18 protein-coding genes are annotated in these 18,266 nt (G+C 64.2%); 16 read left to right on the top strand and 2 right to left on the bottom strand.

What is annotated here, in order from left to right; genetic code table 11:
* The first annotated feature begins 6 nt into the window (after window positions 1-6).
* Window positions 7-1,062 (top strand): NADH:ubiquinone reductase (Na(+)-transporting) subunit F, encoded by a 1,056-nt coding sequence (locus LQF09_RS13165; protein WP_270068180.1) that lies wholly within the window; start codon window positions 7-9, stop codon window positions 1,060-1,062.
* A gap of 133 nt (window positions 1,063-1,195) precedes the next feature.
* Complete coding sequence (locus LQF09_RS13160) at window positions 1,196-2,125, top strand: catechol 2,3-dioxygenase (protein ID WP_002941016.1); 930 nt, start codon at window positions 1,196-1,198, stop codon at window positions 2,123-2,125.
* Window positions 2,126-2,199: 74 nt separating this feature from the next.
* On the opposite strand, the gene LQF09_RS13155 is transcribed toward LQF09_RS13160, so the two are convergent.
* Window positions 2,200-2,916, bottom strand: a complete 717-nt coding sequence (locus LQF09_RS13155) for an FCD domain-containing protein (protein ID WP_270068179.1) — start codon at window positions 2,914-2,916, stop codon at window positions 2,200-2,202.
* A 160-nt stretch (window positions 2,917-3,076) separates the two neighbouring features.
* Between LQF09_RS13155 and LQF09_RS13150 the strand changes: the two genes are divergently transcribed.
* The 14 genes from LQF09_RS13150 to LQF09_RS13085 all read left to right on the top strand — a co-directional run bounded on the left by LQF09_RS13150 (window position 3,077) and on the right by LQF09_RS13085 (window position 17,515).
* Window positions 3,077-3,514: a GlcG/HbpS family heme-binding protein gene (locus LQF09_RS13150; RefSeq protein ID WP_002932116.1), complete on the top strand. Its 438-nt coding sequence runs from the start codon at window positions 3,077-3,079 to the stop codon at window positions 3,512-3,514.
* A 123-nt stretch (window positions 3,515-3,637) separates the two neighbouring features.
* On the top strand, window positions 3,638-4,561 hold the full coding sequence (locus tag LQF09_RS13145) for an acetaldehyde dehydrogenase (acetylating) (protein WP_270068178.1): 924 nt from the start codon (window positions 3,638-3,640) through the stop codon (window positions 4,559-4,561).
* A gap of 27 nt (window positions 4,562-4,588) precedes the next feature.
* Window positions 4,589-5,620: a 4-hydroxy-2-oxovalerate aldolase gene (gene dmpG, locus LQF09_RS13140; protein WP_270068177.1), complete on the top strand. Its 1,032-nt coding sequence runs from the start codon at window positions 4,589-4,591 to the stop codon at window positions 5,618-5,620.
* A gap of 122 nt (window positions 5,621-5,742) precedes the next feature.
* Complete coding sequence (locus LQF09_RS13135; protein ID WP_270068176.1) at window positions 5,743-5,934, top strand: 2-hydroxymuconate tautomerase; 192 nt, start codon at window positions 5,743-5,745, stop codon at window positions 5,932-5,934.
* 814 nt (window positions 5,935-6,748) lie between these two features.
* Window positions 6,749-8,254, top strand: coding sequence for an aromatic/alkene/methane monooxygenase hydroxylase/oxygenase subunit alpha (locus tag LQF09_RS13130; RefSeq protein WP_270068175.1), 1,506 nt, complete (start codon window positions 6,749-6,751; stop codon window positions 8,252-8,254).
* A gap of 37 nt (window positions 8,255-8,291) precedes the next feature.
* The gene (locus tag LQF09_RS13125) at window positions 8,292-8,579 is read left to right on the top strand and encodes a toluene-4-monooxygenase system B family protein (RefSeq protein ID WP_270068174.1); all 288 of its coding nucleotides are present in this window, start codon (window positions 8,292-8,294) and stop codon (window positions 8,577-8,579) included.
* A gap of 44 nt (window positions 8,580-8,623) precedes the next feature.
* Window positions 8,624-8,959, top strand: coding sequence for a Rieske 2Fe-2S domain-containing protein (locus LQF09_RS13120; protein WP_270068173.1), 336 nt, complete (start codon window positions 8,624-8,626; stop codon window positions 8,957-8,959).
* Window positions 8,960-9,065: 106 nt separating this feature from the next.
* Complete coding sequence (locus tag LQF09_RS13115; RefSeq protein WP_270068172.1) at window positions 9,066-9,380, top strand: MmoB/DmpM family protein; 315 nt, start codon at window positions 9,066-9,068, stop codon at window positions 9,378-9,380.
* A 58-nt stretch (window positions 9,381-9,438) separates the two neighbouring features.
* Window positions 9,439-10,425 carry an aromatic/alkene monooxygenase hydroxylase subunit beta gene (locus LQF09_RS13110; RefSeq protein WP_270068171.1) on the top strand — a complete coding sequence of 329 codons (987 nt, stop codon included), beginning with the start codon at window positions 9,439-9,441 and terminating at the stop codon, window positions 10,423-10,425.
* A 43-nt stretch (window positions 10,426-10,468) separates the two neighbouring features.
* Complete coding sequence (locus LQF09_RS13105) at window positions 10,469-11,518, top strand: 2Fe-2S iron-sulfur cluster-binding protein (RefSeq protein WP_270068170.1); 1,050 nt, start codon at window positions 10,469-10,471, stop codon at window positions 11,516-11,518.
* Between the two features lie 50 nt (window positions 11,519-11,568).
* Window positions 11,569-12,945: an OmpP1/FadL family transporter gene (locus LQF09_RS13100; RefSeq protein WP_270068169.1), complete on the top strand. Its 1,377-nt coding sequence runs from the start codon at window positions 11,569-11,571 to the stop codon at window positions 12,943-12,945.
* Between the two features lie 153 nt (window positions 12,946-13,098).
* The gene (locus LQF09_RS13095) at window positions 13,099-15,942 is read left to right on the top strand and encodes an ATP-binding protein (RefSeq protein WP_270068168.1); all 2,844 of its coding nucleotides are present in this window, start codon (window positions 13,099-13,101) and stop codon (window positions 15,940-15,942) included.
* On the top strand, window positions 15,939-16,565 hold the full coding sequence (locus LQF09_RS13090) for a response regulator transcription factor (protein WP_270068167.1): 627 nt from the start codon (window positions 15,939-15,941) through the stop codon (window positions 16,563-16,565). Before LQF09_RS13095 ends, LQF09_RS13090 begins: the two co-directional genes overlap by 4 nt.
* A 365-nt stretch (window positions 16,566-16,930) precedes the next feature.
* The gene (locus LQF09_RS13085; protein WP_270068166.1) at window positions 16,931-17,515 is read left to right on the top strand and encodes an antibiotic biosynthesis monooxygenase; all 585 of its coding nucleotides are present in this window, start codon (window positions 16,931-16,933) and stop codon (window positions 17,513-17,515) included.
* On the opposite strand, the gene LQF09_RS13080 is transcribed toward LQF09_RS13085, so the two are convergent.
* Window positions 17,493-18,200 carry a fumarylacetoacetate hydrolase family protein gene (locus LQF09_RS13080; protein ID WP_270068165.1) on the bottom strand — a complete coding sequence of 236 codons (708 nt, stop codon included), beginning with the start codon at window positions 18,198-18,200 and terminating at the stop codon, window positions 17,493-17,495. The genes LQF09_RS13085 and LQF09_RS13080 overlap by 23 nt on opposite strands.
* Window positions 18,201-18,266 lie beyond the last annotated feature (66 nt).

The raw sequence follows: 18,266 nt of genomic DNA, 5'->3' as shown, positions 1-18,266 counted from the left end.
CGGATCATGAGCTACGAACTGACCATTGAACCAATCGGCCAGACGATCGAAGTGGAGGAGGGCCAGACCATCCTCGACGCTGCACTGCGCGCCGGCATCTGGCTGCCTCATGCCTGTTGCCACGGCCTGTGCGCAACCTGCAAGGTGCAGGTGATCGACGGCGAGGTCGACCACGGCGAGGCGTCGAGCTTCGCGCTGATGGATTTCGAGCGTGACGAGGGCAAGACCCTGGCCTGTTGTGCGCGTCTCGAGTCCGACGTGACGATCGAGGCCGAGATCGAGGAGGAGGCAGACGCGGAGTCGATCCCGGTGCGCGACTTCCCCGGTACCGTGACCCGCATCGAAACGCTCACACCGACGATCAAGGCGGTCTTCATCGAGACTGACGAGCCGATGCATTTCCAGGCTGGCCAGTACATCAACTTCTTCCTCGAAGGCGGCGAGTACAGCCGTGCCTTCTCGCTGGCGAACCCGCCTTCGAGCGGACGCGAGGTCGAGCTCAACATCCGCGTCGTCCCCGGTGGCCGCGGCACCACCTGGATCCACGAGCAGCTCAAGGTCGGCGAGCGTGTGCGCCTGTCCGGTCCCTACGGTCGCTTCTTCGTGCGCAAGTCGGCGCCCGAGGCGCTGCTGTTCATGGCCGGCGGCTCGGGGCTGTCCAGCCCACGCTCGATGATCCTCGATCTGCTCGAAGCGGGCGATACTCGGCCGATGACGCTGGTGTATGGGCAGCGCAACCGCAGCGAGCTCTATTACCACGACGAGTTCCTCGCGCTCGCCGCAAAGTACCCGAACTTCACCTACGTCCCGGCCTTGTCCGACGAGCCGGCCGACTCGGCGTGGAAGGGTTTGCGCGGCTATGTCCATGAGGCCGCGGCGACGCACTTCAACAATGACTTCCGCGGCCACAAGGCCTACCTGTGCGGCCCGCCGCTGATGATCGACGCCTGCATCACCGCACTCATGCAGGGACGGCTGTTCGAGCGTGACATCTTCATGGAGAAGTTCTTCTCCGCGGCCGACGTCCAGCAGGTTCGCAGCCCGCTGTTCAAGCGCATCTAGTGCAAGGCGCCGGCGTGGCCGGCATCCGATTGCGCAGGGGAAAGGGCCTCAACCGCTGCGCGCAACATCGAGGCAATGCAAGGCGCCGCCGGCCGTCGGCCGGGGCGAACAATCACGAAGGAGGGACATACCTATGGCAATGACTGGCGTTCTGCGTCCGGGCCACGCTCAGATCCGCGTTCTGGACCTTGAAGAAGGCATCAACCACTACGGCAAAGTGCTCGGCCTGATCGAGACGGGCCGTGACAGCCAGGGCCGGGTGTATTTCAAGGCCTGGGACGAGCGTGACCACAACAGCGTGATCCTGCGCGAGGCCGACACGGCCGGCATCGACTTCTTCGGTTTCAAGGTCGCCGACCAGGCCACCCTGGACAAGCTCGATCGGGACCTTCAAGCCTATGGTCTGAAGACCGAGCGTATCCCCGCTGGCGACTTGCTCGAGACCGGCGAGCGCGTGCGTTTCGAGGTGCCGTCCGGGCACCAGATCGAGCTCTACTGGGAGAAGAGCGACTACGGCACCGATGACACCTACACCAATCCGCCGCCCTGGACCGATGAGGCCGAGCGTGGCATCGCGCCAATCCGGCTCGATCACTGCCTGCTCTACGGTCCGGACATCGAGAAGGTGCAGGACATCTTCTGCAAGGTGCTCGGCTTCTATCTCGTCGAGCACGTGATCATGGAAGACGGCAAGACCGACCTGGCGATCTGGCTGTCGTGTTCGACCAAGGCACACGACATCGCCTTCGTGCGTCACCCCGAGCCGGGCAAGTTGCACCACGTCTCGTTCCTGCTCGAAAGCTGGGAAAAGGTGCTGCGTGCGGCCGACATCATGTCGATGAACAAGGTATCGATCGACATTGGTCCGACGCGTCACGGCATCACCCGCGGGACCACGATCTATGCCTTCGATCCGTCCGGCAACCGCTTCGAGACCTTCTGCGGCGGCTACCAGTGCTATCCCGACTGGAAGCCCGTCCGGTGGACGTGGGACGAGGTCGGCACGGGGATCTTCTACCACGACCGCAAGCTCAATGAACGCTTCCTGACGGTCGTGTCCTGAGCGCTTCGCCTGCTTCCCACAGACTCTGGCCCCGCGGCGCGGCATGCGTCGCGGGGGCGGTCAGCACGGCGGGCTCAGAGCTTCTTCTTGCCGGTGAAGAAATCCGTCGGCATGCGCTTGACTGCATCGAGCGTGCGCAGGATGTGCTCGGTCAGGATGGAGGTTGCGCGCGTCGTATCGCGCGCAAGCGTTGCATCGAAGAGGGCCTGATGCTCGGCGTGGATGTCGCGCTCGATGGGTTGGCGGAACAGGCTGATCCTGCGATAGCGCTCGGACTGTTGATAGAGGATGTTCTGGAAATGGCGGATCCAGCGCGAGGGCGAGGCCGAGATCAACGCCTCGTGGAAGGCGCGGTTGCGCTTCTCCCACTCTTCGGTGGTGCCCGGGTCGTGGTCGGCCAACTTCTCTTCTGCGCGCGACAGGCGGTGGAATGCGGCGACGACGCTGGCTTCCCAGTCGTCGCCACCGAGCGTGATCGACTGGCGCAGGGCCTCGGTCTCGAGCAGCACGCGGGTGCGGGTGATGTCTTCGAAGTCGGCGATGGAGATGGGCGCGACGCGGAATCCGCGCTGGCCCTGTGTCACCACGAGCGCGTCGGTCACCAGCAGCAGCAAGGCCTCACGCAGGGTTCCTGCGCCGACGTCGTACTGGTCCTTGAGGTGCTCGACGCGGAGTTTTTCGCCGGGTGCATGGACGCCTTCGATGATGTCGCGCCGCAGACGCTGGTAGGCGCCCTCGACCAGGGTTTTGGGTTCGGCAGCGGAATTCGACAACAGGGCGTCTTCGCTCATGATGGCTGAAGGTAATGGTGCGATGTAGCTGGATTCTAGCCCACTGACGTCTTGTTCGCAGGCTTAATCAAATCTCGAGAAAAATGCTTGACGTCGATAAAATGCTCGATTACCTTCGTCAAGCCGTCACAGTGACCCGCCATTGCCAGGAGCACCGAGGATGAAGATTGCAGTTCAGCAAGCCACGATCAGCTGGGAGTCAGCTCATGTAGCCGTACGCGCGGCGGTCGAGTGCGCTGTCGAGCTTGGCGTCCGCATCAACGTCGGCGTCGCCGACTCGGCAGGAAACCTGGTCGCATTCCTGCGCATGCCGGGCGCCTTTCCGCAGTCGATCGGGATCGCCATCGACAAGGCGCACACCGCTGCAGGCTTCGGTTTCCCCACTGCAGACTGGATGAAGATTGTCGGTGACAACGAGGGCATGAAGTTCGGCTTCTCGGCGCGCCCCGGCCTGGTGGTGTTTGGCGGCGGCCTGCCTGTCCGTGTCGATGGGCAGCTCGTCGGCGGTATCGGCGTATCCGGGGCGTCGGAGGAGCAGGACAGTGTCTGTGCGCGGGCAGGGCTGATCGCCATTGGCGCTGACGATGTTCCGCTGTAATGAGTGGCTGGCTCCCCTCCAGTCCAAGGTTTGCAGTCGTGCGGCGGTCCGCCGTGCCTCTCCCTCTCCCCTGACCGCCGCACGGTCTGCATTCTCTCGAGATTCAAGAAACAGGAAGACGTCATGAACAAGATCAAATGCGCCCTGATCGGTCCGGGCAACATCGGTACCGACCTGCTGTACAAACTCAAGCGCAGTCCGGTGCTCGAGCCGGTGTGGATGGTGGGCATCGACGCCAGCTCCGAAGGCCTGGCGCGTGCGCGCGAGCTCGGCCTCAAGACCACCGCCGAGGGCGTCGACGGCCTGCTGCCGCATGTGCTGGCCGACGGCGTGCAGATCGCCTTCGACGCCACCTCGGCTTACGTCCATGCCGAGAACAGCCGCAAGCTCAACGAACTCGGCGTGCTGATGATCGACCTCACCCCCGCGGCCATCGGCCCCTTCTGCGTGCCGCCGGTCAATCTGGTGGAACACGTCGGCAAGGGCGAGATGAACGTCAACATGGTCACCTGCGGCGGCCAGGCCACGATCCCGATGGTCGCGGCGGTGTCGCGCGTGCAGCCGGTGGCCTACGGCGAGATCGTCGCCACCGTGTCGTCGAAATCGGCCGGCCCCGGCACGCGCAAGAACATCGACGAATTCACCCGCACCACCGCGGGCGCGGTCGAGAAGGTGGGCGGCGCGAAGAAGGGCAAGGCGATCATCATCCTGAATCCGGCCGAGCCGCCGCTGATCATGCGCGACACGGTGCATTGCCTGACCGAGACCGAACCCGACCAGGCCGCGATCACCGAATCGATCCACGCCATGATCCGCGAGGTGCAGAAGTACGTCCCCGGCTACCGCCTCGTGAATGGCCCGGTGTTCGACGGCAACCGCGTCTCGGTGTACCTGGAGGTCGAAGGCCTGGGCGACTATCTGCCCAAGTACGCCGGCAACCTCGACATCATGACCGCGGCCGGTGCGCGCACCGCCGAGATGTTCGCCGAGGAGATCCTGGCCGGGCGTCTGAAGCTCGAATCCAACCGCGCCACCATGGTGGCCTGAGCGCCCCGGGCACAAGGAGAGATGAACATGGAACTTCGCGGCAAGAAGATCACCGTCCACGACATGACCCTGCGTGACGGCATGCACCCCAAGCGCCACCTGATGACGCTCGAGCAGATGAAGAGCATCGCCACCGGGCTCGATGAAGCGGGCGTGCCGCTGATCGAGGTCACCCACGGCGACGGCCTCGGTGGCAGCTCGGTGAACTACGGCTTCCCGGCGCACAGCGACGAGGAGTACCTCGGCGCGGTGATCCCGCTGATGAAGCAGGCCAAGGTCTCGGCGCTGCTGCTGCCGGGCATCGGCACCGTCGATCACCTGCAGATGGCGCACGAGCTGGGCGTCTCCACCATCCGCGTGGCCACCCACTGCACCGAGGCCGACGTCTCCGAGCAGCACATCGGCATGGCCCGCAAGCTCGGCATGGACACCGTCGGCTTCCTGATGATGGCGCACATGAACAGCCCCGAAGGGCTGGTCAAGCAGGCGAAACTGATGGAGAGCTACGGCGCCAACTGCATCTACGTCACCGACTCGGCCGGCCACCTGCTGCCCGACACGGTCAAGGCGCGCCTGGCCGCGGTGCGCGACGCGCTGAAACCCGAGACCGAGCTCGGCTTCCACGGCCACCACAACCTCGCCATGGGCGTGGCCAACAGCCTGGCCGCGCTCGAAGTCGGCGCCAACCGCATCGACGCCGCCGCCGCGGGCCTGGGTGCCGGCGCCGGCAACACGCCGCTCGAAGTCTTCATCGCGGTGTGCGACCTGATGGGCATCGAGACCGGCGTGGACGTGTTCAGGATCCAGGACGTGGCCGAAGACCTGGTGGTGCCGATCATGGACTTCCCGATCCGCATCGACCGCGACGCGCTCACGCTCGGCTACGCCGGCGTGTATGGCTCCTTCCTGCTCTTTGCCAAGCGCGCCGAGAAGAAGTACGGCGTGCCGGCGCGCGAGATCCTGGTCGAGATGGGCCGCCGCGGCATGGTCGGCGGCCAGGAGGACATGATCGAGGATACGGCGCTGAACCTGGCCAAGGCCAGGGGGCTGGCGGCCTGAGGCTGCGCTACGCCCCCGTTGGCTGGCGCCGCGGGGGCCGACCGCATTGGGACTGAATCGAGATCAGGCGCGGCGCCCGCGCGGGCGAGGCGTCATCTTTCCGAAGACACGTAGGAGGCAACATGCCTTTGGCAGAAATCACCATGATGGAAGGCCGTACCGAAGACCAGAAGCGCGCTGTGATCGAGAAGGTCACGCAGGCGCTCGTCGAGGCCGTGGGCGCGCCGATCCAGACCGTCCGTGTCGTCATCCGCGAAGTGCCCAGTACCAACTGGGGCATCGGCGGCGTGTCGGCTAAAGACCTGGGGCGCTGAGGGCACGAGCCAATTGAACGTCTTTGCGACCTGATCAACAGGTCGCAGAGAGCGAAAGCGTGCGCCCAGAATAGTTCTGAGCCTGAGCGGCTCCGCTTGCCTCGGTCGAACCGGAGGCAAGTCATGAATCCCCGCGAGGAAACGCTCGCGCGAGCGGTCGGCGGTCGCCGTTTCGGCAGATGCTGCCGACGATCTCGCGCTTTCCTTCGACTTCTCGACAGCGACAGCGACTCGACCCTGATCAAGGTCAGGGATGCTGCCTATCCCGGGAACCAGCAGGCGCCAACGTCTCCAGCAGATGGCAGCGCGCCACTGGCGATTCGCCTCCATGCTTCCCGATAAAGGCGGTGGGCGAGGCCTGTTGGCCATACGTCCTCGACAATCACCACGCCAGGCAATTTTGCTCGCTCGCTTCACGACGCGAGCGGCACGGTGGGAAGTTCCCCTAACGCTGCAGCCAGCATGCTTCTTCACTCGATACTCGCCCAATGCGTCGTGTCGAGCCGCAGCATGGTCGTAAGGCTGTGGCGGACTCGGCTCCCGTTGTTGGCTGCGGCGCCGCTGAGTACCCGCCGCCCGTGGCGTGGCCTCTCCGGGTCTGCAGCCCAGTCGAAGACCCCACCCCTTCACGCTGTTCCAGCGCCTTCCGGGGGGCGGCCCTAAACCAAAGTCTAATGGTCGCCATCGGGCTTTCCGAATAACGTTGCGTAACCGCGAAATCTCGAGAAACAGGCGGTTCGCTGAAGAGCGGTCTCTAGACTGCCCCGAATCGGAAAATTCCGGCCGCAAGGCCTGCACGATGGAGGAGACAACAATGGCTGTGCTCAACAGAATGGACTGGTACGACCTCGCCAGGGCTACGAACTGGACAGCGTCGTACGTGACCGAAGACGAATTGTTCCCGCCCAAGCTATCGGGTGATTTCGGCCTGCCGCAGGATGCCTGGGAAAAGTACGACGAGCCGTACAAGCAGACCTATCCCGAGTACGTGAAGGTGCAGCGCGACAAGGACGCTGGCGCCTACTCCGTGAAGGCCGCGCTGGAGCGGAGTCGAATCTTCGAAAATGCCGATCCGGGCTGGAAATCGGTCATGAAGGCGCACTACGGTGCGATCGCCCGCGGCGAGTACGCCGCCGCGAGTGCCGAGGCACGCATGATGCGCTTCTCCAAGGCGCCGGGCATGCGCAACATGGCCACGCTCGGCTGCCTCGACGAGATTCGCCACGGCCAGATGCAGCTCTACTTCCCGCACGAGCACGTGTCGAAGGACCGCCAGATGGACTGGGCCTTCAAGGCCTACGACACCAACGAGTGGGCGATGATCGCGGCGCGCCACTTCTTCGACGACATCATGATGACCCGCGACGCGATCAGCGTCTCGATCATGCTGACCTTCAGCTTCGAAACCGGGTTCACGAACATGCAGTTCCTCGGCCTCGCCGCCGATGCCGCCGAAGCCGGCGACCACACCTTCGCCAACCTGATATCCAGCATCCAGACCGATGAATCGCGCCATGCGCAGATCGGTGGCCCGGCGCTCAAGGTGCTGATCGAGAACGGCCACAAGGCCGAAGCGCAGAAGCGCGTCGACATCGCGGTCTGGGGGGCCTGGAAGCTGTTCTCGGTGCTGACCGGCCCGATCATGGACTACTACACGCCGCTCGAGCATCGCAAGCAGTCCTTCAAGGAATTCATGGAGGAGTGGATCGTCGCCCAGTTCGAGCGGGCGCTGACCGACATGGGGCTCGACCTGCCCTGGTACTGGGACATTTTCCTCAAGGACATCGCCCAGACCCACCACGGCATGCACCTCGGCGCCTACTACTGGCGGCCGACCCTGTGGTGGAACCCTGCCGCGGGCATCACGCCGGACGAGCGCGCCTGGCTGGAAGAGAAGTACCCCGGCTGGAACGAGACCTGGGGCCAGTGCTGGGACGTGTTCATCGACAACGTTGTCGACGGCAACATGGCCAAGGCCTATCCCGAGACGTTGCCCTACGTCTGCAACATGTGCCAGCTGCCCATCCTCGGTACGCCGGGCAAGGGCTGGAACGTCAAGGATTACCCGCTCGAGTACCAGGGCCGTCTTTACCACTTCGGTTCCGAGGTTGACCGCTGGGTCTTTCAGCAAGAGCCCGAGCGCTATGCCGGCCATCTGTCCATCGTCGACCGCTTCCTGGCCGGCATGATCCAGCCGATGGATCTGGGCGGTGCGCTGCAGTACATGGGCCTGGCACCGGGAGAGATTGGCGACGACGCTCACAACTACGCTTGGGCCGAGGTGTATCGCGCCCTGCGTGCTGCCAAGAAGGCGAGCTGAGGAAAAACCACCAGCACGGACCGGCGCCGCGGGCGCCGTGTCCGGTCACGAGGAGACTGAAAAAATGGCCTTATTTCCGCTGATTTCGAATTTCGAGGGTGATTTCGTGTTGCAACTGTTGCCGGTCGATACCGAGCACACCATGGACGAAGTGGCAGCCGCTGCTGCAGTGCATTCGGTCGGGCGTCGGGTGCGTGCTCGTCCCGGCTGCATCATGCGGGTCCGCCGCCAGGATGCCGAGGAGTTCTTCCCGCGCACCATGAAAGTGGCCGAAGCGGGCCTGAAGCCGACGGAAACCGTCGAAATCATCTGGCAGGCCGCGTAACAGGCGCGGGTAATGCGCCCCTCGTAGCGACATCGGAGAGAAGCATGAGCTTTACCAAAGTGTGCACGGTCGACGACCTCTGGGAAGGGGAGATGCAGTCGTTCTCGGTCAATGGCCACGACATTCTGTTGGTCTGTGCCGACGGCGGCGGGATCAAGGCCTTTCAGGGGATTTGCCCGCATCAGGACATTCCCCTTGCGGAGGGCAAGTTCGACGGTCAGAAGATCATCTGTCGCGCCCATCTCTGGCAGTTCGATGCCTGTTCGGGCAAGGGCATCAACCCGGACGACTGCGCCCTTGCCGAGTACCCGGTCAAGCTGAGCGGAGACGACATCCTGGTCGAGACCGAAAGCGTGACCCCCTTGTTCGCCCATACCTGAACACCGCGCTGCGGTCAGGACGGGAAGTCCGATGAAGCTCGTCAATGCGCTGGACGACTGACTCGGCCCCGGAGCGGCAGTGTTGGAACTGCAACAGGAGAAAGCAATGAATACGTCGAATGCAGGACAGGGGTACCACAACAACATGGTCGGCCCGGTGATGCGTGCCGGAGAGCTGGCCCTGGCGGTGATCGAGGCGGCACGGCTGGACAACCCTGGCAAGGAGATCTTCGTCGAGGACAAGCGGGCCTACATCCGGATCCATGCGGAACAGGAAATGATCCTGCGCCAGGAGACCATCGCCGAGGAGTTGGGGCGGCCGTTCAAGATCAACGATCTCGAAGTGGACCTGAGTTCCTTTGCCGGGCAGATCGAGAGCCAGCCCAACGCCGTCCGTTTTTACTTCACCAAGACCCTGTAAGCCTCCGTCAGCCGCTGCCGGCAACGTCCGAAACAAAGAATACCGAGGAGACAAAGACATGTCTGAGATCCAGCCTCTGAAGCCACTCAGGACTTGGAGCCATCTTGCCGCCCGCCGCCGCAAGCCGAGCGAGTACGAGATCGTCAGCGCCAACCTGCACTACAACGACCGCGACCCGGACTCGCCCTACGAGCTCGACCCCAACATGTTCATGAACCAGTGGTACAAGAAGAACACCTTCGGTACCTCCCTCAAACACGAGGACTGGAACGCCTTTCGCGATCCTGACGAGGTCGTCTATCGCACCTACAACCTTATGCAGGACGGTCAGGAGACATACGTCTTCAGTCTCTTGGATCAGTTCAACCAGCGCGAACATGACAAGGCGCTCGATCTGCGCTGGGCCGGCTCGCTGGCGCGCTTCTACACGCCCGCGCGCTACCTGTTCCACACCATCCAGATGGCTTCGGCCTACGTCGGCCAGGTGTCGCCGGCCAGCACCATCACCAATTGCAACTACTTCCAGATGGCTGACAGCTTGCGCTGGCTGAGCCACACCGCCTACCGGACCAAGGAGCTGTCGCTGCAGTTCGCGGACAAGGGCTTCGGCACCGACGAACGGAAATACTGGGAGACCGACCCGGTCTGGCAGGGCTTCCGCGAACTGATGGAGAAGGCCCTGACCGTCTGGGACTGGGGCGAGGCCATCATCGTCCTCAACCTGATCGCCAAACCGGCAATCGAGGAGAGCGTGCTGCGCAAGCTCGGGGAGTCCGCTCGCCACAATGGCGACACGCTGCTTGGCCTGATCACCGATGCTGAACTGATCGACTCCACCCGCCATCGGCGCTGGGTCAGCGCCTTCGTCCGGATGGCCCTCGAAACGCCGGGTAACCTCGAGATCATGCGGAACTGGATCGCCAAGTGGGAGCCGCTGGCCGACAAGGCGATCGACGCCTACTGCGCGCAGCTGCCCGACGTCGCCGATGCCGCCGTTTCGGCCAGAGCGGCGACGCGCGAGTTCCGGCACTCGCTCGGCCTTTAGGCCGGCATAGCCCAAGGTTGGTCCAGGGGCACCGTGGTGCCCCGTGGCCGACTGTTTCTGCAAGCGAGGCGCTATGAGCGATCAGGCAAGAATCACGAATCAAAAGGACGGCAGCAGTTTCGTGCAGGCCGCCGGGGACAGCATATTGCGTGCCGCGCTACGCGCGGGGCTGGGGCTGGCTTATGAGTGCAATTCCGGTGGCTGCGGCGGCTGCAAGTTCGAGCTGCTCGACGGCGAGGTCGAGGGCCTTTGGCCTGAGGCGCCGGGACTGAGCGAGCGCGACAGGCGGCGCGGCCGGCATCTGGCCTGCCAGTGTCGGGCCCTCGGCGACATCATCATCGCCGCCCCGAGTGCTGGCGAGTATGTGCCGGTGATCCGGCCGCGCCGCCGAGCGGCGAAGCTGGCGGGTGTGCGTGACATTACGCATGATCTGCGCGAGTTTCGTTTTCTCAGCTTCGAGGGGGCGGCGTTCCTGCCCGGGCAGTACGCGATGCTGGATCTGCCCGGGCTCACCGCCTCCCGCGCCTATTCGATGAGCAACACGACGAACGAGCGCGGTGAATGGCACTTCCAGATCCGGCGCGTGCCGCATGGGCAGGGCACGCACACCCTGTTCGACCGTCTGCACGTCGGCGACGAGATCGGACTCGACGGTCCCTACGGCGTCGCCAACCTGCGGACCGACAGTCCGCGCGACATCGTCTGCGTCGCCGGCGGTTCGGGGCTGGCGCCGATGATCTCGATTGCCCGGGGTGCCAGCGAGGCCGGCATGCTCGCCGAGCGCACGCTGTACTTCTTCTATGGCGCCCGCACACCGCGCGACGTCTGTGGCGACGACATGCTGCGGGCGCTGCCTGGTTTCGGTGAGCGCATCCGCTTCATTCCAGTCGTTTCGCTGCCCGGCGAGGATGGTCAGTGGTCTGGCGCGACGGGCTACGTTCACGATCGGCTCGAGCAGGTGCTGCCGGCGCGCATGGCCGACTACGAGTTCTATTTCGCCGGGCCGCCGCCGATGACCCAAGCCGTCCAGGAACTGCTGATGATCGGTCACCAGGTTCCCTTCGCCCAGATCCATTTCGATCGCTTCTTCTGAGACGGTGCGGCGCCGCGGCCGCGAGGAAGCCCCCCATAGGGAGAAAAGACATGATGCAGAAGAAGTTGATGACAGCCCTGGCCTGCAGCGCCCTGGCGGTTTCCAGTCCGGCCGCCCTTGCGACCGATGTTTTCCAGCTCGAAGGTATCGGTGCGGTGTCGCGGGCGATGGGTGGCACCGCAGTGGCGCACGATGTCGGCGCCGGCGGCATGCTGACCAATCCCGCCAATCTGTCCTTCGGCGCGAACGACCGCGAAGTGATGTTGGGACTCGATCTGGTTACGACGGATATCACGGTCAGGAACAAGGCAAACGGGGAGTCCGTCGATTCCGACACTCACAGCAAGAACCGCGGTCCGTACTTGGCACCGCAACTGGCCTACACCCAGCGCCTCGGCAACTTGACCATTGGCATTGGCGCCTTCGCCCAGGGCGGTCTTGGCACCGAGTACGGGCGCTCCAGCTTCCTGTCGCGCGCCACGGGCGGTGCCGACACCGGCCTGGAGAACTCCAGCCGCCTGCTGGTGCTCGATATCCCGCTCGCCGCCAGCTACAAGGTGAGCGAGGCGCTGACCATCGGCGGCAGCGTCGACGCGCTGTGGCAGGGGCTCAACCTCGATCTGTTGCTTGGTGCCGACCAGGTCGGGAGCCTGCTCGGCAGTGGGCGGGCCAAGGGGTCGCTGGTGCCCGTGCTGGCCGGCCTTCCCGCGCTGCAGGGGGCGCATTTCAGCCTGACCAAGAACAAGCTGCTGGGGAGCGGCGTCGATGCGTGGGGTATCGCCGGTCGCCTCGGCCTCGCCTATCAATTGACGCCCCTTACCCGCCTGGGCGCCAGCTACAACTTCCGCAGTCGGATCAGCGACATGGAGGGCGATGCAAGGCTGACGGCCGTGGACGGCGTCGTTGGGCAGATTCCTCTGGAGGGCAAGATCAAGATTCGCGACTTCCAGATGCCGGCCAAGCTGATCATTGGTGGTAGCCACCGGGTAACGCCGCAATGGATGGTGACGGCGGACGTTTCCCGGGTCTTCTGGAAGGAGGTCATGAAGGACGTCAAAGTCGCTTTCGAGGCCAATGCCGGCGGCAACCTGAACATCCTGCTGCCGCAGAATTACCGCGACCAGACCATCCTCGCCCTCGGCACGTCCTATGTGCTCAACCCGGAATGGACGCTGCGCGCCGGTGCCCGCTTCGCCAGCCAGGCTTTGCGCAGCGACACCTTGTTCGCCGTGATCCCGGCAACGCCGACCAAGCACCTGTCGTTCGGCTTCTCATATGCCGTCTCGCCGGACAGCCGCATAGACTTCGCCTTCTCGCACGCGCTGCGCGAGAAGATGGAAAACGGCAGCCTGCCCAACACGTCGGCACCGATCGAGGTCAGGCATTCGCAGAACAATGCGACGCTCAATTACACCCTCACTTTCTGATGCGCTTTCAGCACCTCTCTCCCCTGGGTGCTTTCGGAGCGAGGTTCGCCTCGCTTTTTTTCGTCGGGTACCGGATGCTTTGAGTTCGTCAGTTCCTGCAGTTCGTTCATGGAAGCCAATACACCCAGCGGACCCGGCGCGCGGAGAACAGCCGTGAAGGGCGTCGAACTCCTTGCCGAGGACGCGCTCGATGTCCGGCGCCAGAAACTCGCGCGCATCATCCTCGACTCGATGTACCAGTTCCTCGGCCTGCTCGACATCGAGGGCAACGTCATCGAGATCAACCAGGCAGCCCTGGATGGCGCCGGCGTTGCCCTCAACGAGGTTGTCGGCAAACCCTTCTGGGATGCGCGCTGGTGGGCGCTGTCGGAGGCTACCCGAGCGCGCGTTCGCGGCATGGTCGAAGAGGCGGCCTGCGGGCGCTTCGTGCGCTGCGACATCGAGATCTACGGCGAGTCCCGTGGACGGCAGACAATCGTCGTCGATTTCTCTCTGACGCCGATTTTCGACGACAGCGGCCGCGTTGCCTTCCTGCTGCCGGAGGGGCGCAACATCTCGGAGAAGATCGCCATCGAGGCCGAACTGACCCGCCGCAACAACGAGGTTCATGCGGCGCTCGAGAAGCTCCGCGAGATCGACGGCTTCAAGACCAAGTTTTTCGCCAACGTCAGCCACGAACTCCGTACGCCGCTGACCTTGATCCTCGGCCCTGTCAACCAGTTGCTCCAATCCTCCAGCACGCTTGCCGAGCGCGAGCACTTCCGCCTGCTCACCATAAAGCGTAATGCCCAGGTGCTGCTCGAACAGGTCAACGATCTGCTCGACCTTGCCCGCATCGATGCCGGAGAGATGCCGCTGGTGTATATCTGCGCCGATATCGTCAGTCTCGTCCGCGGGGTCGCGGACAGCTTCGAGGCCGTGGCCAAGGAGCGCGGCATCACGCTGACTTTCGCCGGCGAAAGCGAGCTGTACGCAGACGTCGACCGGGCCAAATTCATCCGCGTGATCACCAACCTGCTGTCCAACGCGTTCAAGTTCACGCCGCAGGCCGGGCGCATTCGCTGTTCCGTCGAGCGCCGGCCCGAGGAGCGCGTGCTGATCAGTATCCAGGATAGCGGTCCGGGCGTACCCGATAGCCTGAAGGTGTCCGTATTCGACCGCTACGCCCAGGGCGCCGACGAACTTTCGGCCAAGGGCAGCGGACTGGGGCTCAACATCGTAAAGGAGTTCATCTCCTTGCATCGCGGTACGATCACCTTGCTCGACGCGCCCGATCATGGCGCGCTGTTCCAGGTCGAACTGCCGCTGCGTGCTCCGGCCGGATCATTCGTCCGGGCGCGCGACAACGGCTGGCAGCCGGCAATCGAGCCTCTCGAAACCCTACGCCCGGCCGATTCGCCGAAGCTTGCCGAGAACGCCGCACATCCACGCATCCTTGTCGCCGAGGACAATCCCGATCTGCGCCAGTTCCTGCAGGACGTGCTCGCCGACGACTATCGCGTGACGCTGGCCGAGCATGGCGCGCAGGCACTTGCCCTGGCCTGTGCCGAGCCGCCGGACCTCATCATCACCGACCTGATGATGCCGCAGATGGATGGCGAGCGTTTCGTCCACGAACTGCGCCGGCGGCAGATCTCGCACGTCCCGGTGCTGGTGCTCTCCGCGCGTGCCGACGACGCGCTGCGCCAAACGCTTCTCGAAGACTTCGTCCAGGATTACCTGACCAAACCCTTTTCGCCGCAGGAACTGCGTGCGCGCGTGCGCAACCTCGTTTCCGTCAAGCGCACGGTGGACATCCTCCAGAAGGAACTCAACTCGCAGGCCTCCGACATCAGCGAGCTGACGAACGGGCTGATCGCCAGCCGCAAGACGCTGCAGGAGGGCCTGCGCGCCCTGCAGATCTCCGAGCGCCGCTGGCAAGGGTTCTACGAGAACACGGCGGTGGGCATTGCGCTGGTCGACGCCGACGGCAAGATCATGAAGGCCAACCCGGCGCTACAGCAGATGCTGGGCTACGGTCCGAAGGAGATTCTCGACGTCTCGCTGGTCGACATCAGCGAGGCTTCGCAGCGAGCCAGCACGCGCGACAACGTCTACAGCCTGCTCGCAGGACAGCGCGGTAGCTATCAGTTGCAGAAGCGCTATGCGCGGCGCGACGGCAGCTATCTCTGGGCCAAGGTGTGCGCTTCGGTGATCCCGGTCGTCGACCGCGAAGGGCCTCGAATCGCCGTCATCGTCGAGGATCTGAGTGCCCAGAAGAGCGCCGAGGATGCCCTGGCCAAGACCCAGGCCGACCTTGCACGCGTTTCGCGGCTGACCACGATGGGGGAACTGGTCGCCTCCATCGCCCATGAGGTCAATCAGCCGCTGGCGGCCATCGTTACCAACAGCCACGCCGCGCTGCGCTGGCTGGAGCGCGCGGAGCCCGACTATCAGGAAGTGGCGGCGGCTTTGCAGCGCGTGAATCGCGACGCCGTGCACGCGGGCAACGTGATCACCCGTATCCGCGGCTTTCTCAAGAAGGAAGGGCTCAAGCGCGAGCGTGTTGATGTCAACGGCATGATCAGTGCGCTCTTGCAGATGCTGCGGCGCACGCTCGACGAAGCCGGAGTCATCGTCGAGCTTCGCTTGGCGTCCGATCTGCCCGATCTGCTCGGCGATCAAGTGCAGTTGCAGCAGGTCGTCCTCAACCTGCTCGTCAATGCCGTCGACGCCATGCGCCTGGAGGATGGACGGCCGCGGCGCATCGTCATCGCTGTCCAGGAGAGCCCAGCCTGCGGTCTGCTGTTTACCGTCGAGGATAGCGGTCCGGGCATTCCTGAAGCGATGGCCAGCGCCATCTTCGAGGCCTTTTGCTCGACCAAGAGCGACGGCTTGGGCATGGGCCTGGCCATCAGCAAGTCGATCATCGAGAACCATGGCGGATCGTTGTGGCTCGACGCCTCCGGCCCAAAGGGCGCGCGCTTCGCCTTCTGTCTTCCCGTGAGTTCGCCATGACAGAGACAACTTCGCTCTCGCCGACCATCTACGTCGTCGACGACGATGTCTCAATCCGTGAGTCCCTGAGTAGCCTGATCCGGGCCGAAGGCATGCAGGTTGAGGTCTTTTCGTCGCCGCTGGATTTCCTGGCGCTCGAGAAGCTCAAGGACTTTGCCTGCGTTGTGCTCGACGTGCGCATGCCGGGCCTCGACGGCCTATCGCTGCAGGACGAGCTTACGCGCCGCGGCTGGCAGCCGCCCATCATCTTCATTACCGGTCACGGGGACGTGCCGGATGCCGTACGGGCGATGAAGGCCGGCGCCATCGATTTCCTCAAGAAGCCCTTCGAGGATTTCACGCTGCTCAACGCGATCACGACTGCGCTCTCGCGCGTCAGCAGCGAATTTCACAAGAAGCTCGAGCTCGCCGAGCTGCAGGCCCGCTACGATCAGCTGACGCCGCGCGAGCGGGAAGTCCTGGGCATGGTTACGCAGGGCCGGCCGAACAAGCTCATCGCCTGCGCTCTCGGCGTTTCGGAGAGTACGGTCAAGGTCCATCGCCACAACGTAATGAACAAGCTGCGCTTTCGCTCGCTCCCCGAGCTGACGCTGGCAATGGAGCGCTTGAAGCCAGGTCAGTGAGCTCCTGACGATGCGGCGTGAGCGTCGTTTTTGTTGCAGCGCATTGGGTTCAGGGGCAATCGAACTCGCTTCGCATGGCCTTCCACAAGGCATTCAGTTCCGATTCCAAACGGTAATGCGTTCGGGAGCCCCGTTCGCCACCGCGTCTGGCGCCGTCGTTCCGGCCTCTCTGGACTGGAGATTGCCAGTCGGGTTTCTCGTGTCCGGGCGGTACTGGGCAGCCAGGCGAGAAACTGCATGCGCCTGCTGGAAGAGGGTATGGATTAATTTGATTAAAATCTCGAGATTTTAGGGGTAAAGTATCGGTCATTCTCGACGAAGCCAATTGTCGCTTCATCGGCGTATCGCCAGAGGAGTTCGTGACCATGAAGATACCCGCAGCACCTGCTGGAGAAGCACCCGCCCGCATCACCCGCATCGCCCGCCGCCGCGCCCGTCCCGGGCACGAGACCGAGTACGAGGCCATGTTGCGCGAGATGCTCGCCAGGATGCGCGAACACAAGGGCTTTCTGGGCGGTGATCTGATCCCGCCCGAGACGGCCGGTGAGGAATATCAGCTTGTCGTGCGTTTCGCTTCCGAGGCCGAACTGCAGGCCTGGGACATGAGCGAGGATCGCCTGCAACTGCTCGAGCGCATGAAGGACGTGGCCGAGGGGGAACCCGAGTTCCGCAAGTTGAGCGGCCTCGAGGCGTGGTTCGAGCCTGCGGTGGTGCCGGCCAGCATGCACCCGCCGCGGGTGCGCATGGCGGTGGTGACCTGGATGGGCATCTTCCCGGTCGTGTCCTTCTACCTGTGGCTGGTGTCGCTGTGGCCGGGCTTCCAGGGGCTGCCCTTCCTGCCGCGCACCGCAGCGTTCACCGCGCTGATCGTCGCCACGATGACCTGGGTGGTGATGCCACGCCTCACGCGTCTGACGCGAGGCTGGCTCAATCCGGCGCGCCGATCCTGAAGTCGAGCGTGCCCACGCCCTCGATGCGGCCTTCCAGGTGGTCGCCCGGTTGCACCGGGCCGACGCCCTCGGGCGTGCCGGTGTAGATCAGGTCGCCCGGCTGCAGGTGGTAGTAGGTCGACAGGTCGGCGATGATCTCCGGGATGCTCCAGATCATGTCGGCGAGGTCGCCCTTCTGGCGCTCCTCGCCATTCACCTTGAGGCAGATTTCGCCGCTGCGCAGGATGCGGCCCTCGGCGCGAACGATCTCGCCCGCCACCGCGCCCTGTTCGACGTTCTTCGCCACGTCCCACGGGTTGCCCTTGGCCTTGGCCACCGCCTGCAGGTCGCGGCGCGTCATGTCCAGGCCGCAGGCGTAGCCGAAGATCATCCGCCCCGCCGCCGCCTCGCTCACGCGAAAACCGCCCTCGCCGAGCGCCACGACGAGTTCCATCTCGTGATGGTAGTCGGCCGTCTCGGGCGGGTAGGGCGCCAGTGTGCCGGACTGGGCGAGCATGGCTGCGAACTTGGTGAAATACACCGGCCGCATGCTGGCCTTGTCGACCGAGGTGCCCATCTCGCGCGCGTGGGCCTGATAGTTGCGGCCAACGAAGAACAGGCGGTTGACCGGAAAGCGTGCGCGGGTGCCGCGCACCGGCAGGGACACGGGCGCGGGCGGCGCCCAGAGGTAGTTGATGTCGGACATGGGGCTTCTCGTCAGGAGGACGGCGGGCAGTCTACAACGGGCAGGGCGGCCGGGGTGCCTCGGTTA

Source organism: Thauera sp. WB-2, assembly GCF_027594845.1.
Taxonomy (GTDB): domain Bacteria; phylum Pseudomonadota; class Gammaproteobacteria; order Burkholderiales; family Rhodocyclaceae; genus Thauera; species Thauera mechernichensis.
Note: the sequence above shows the minus strand (reverse complement) of the source record. Positions and strands in the feature narration are given on the sequence as shown.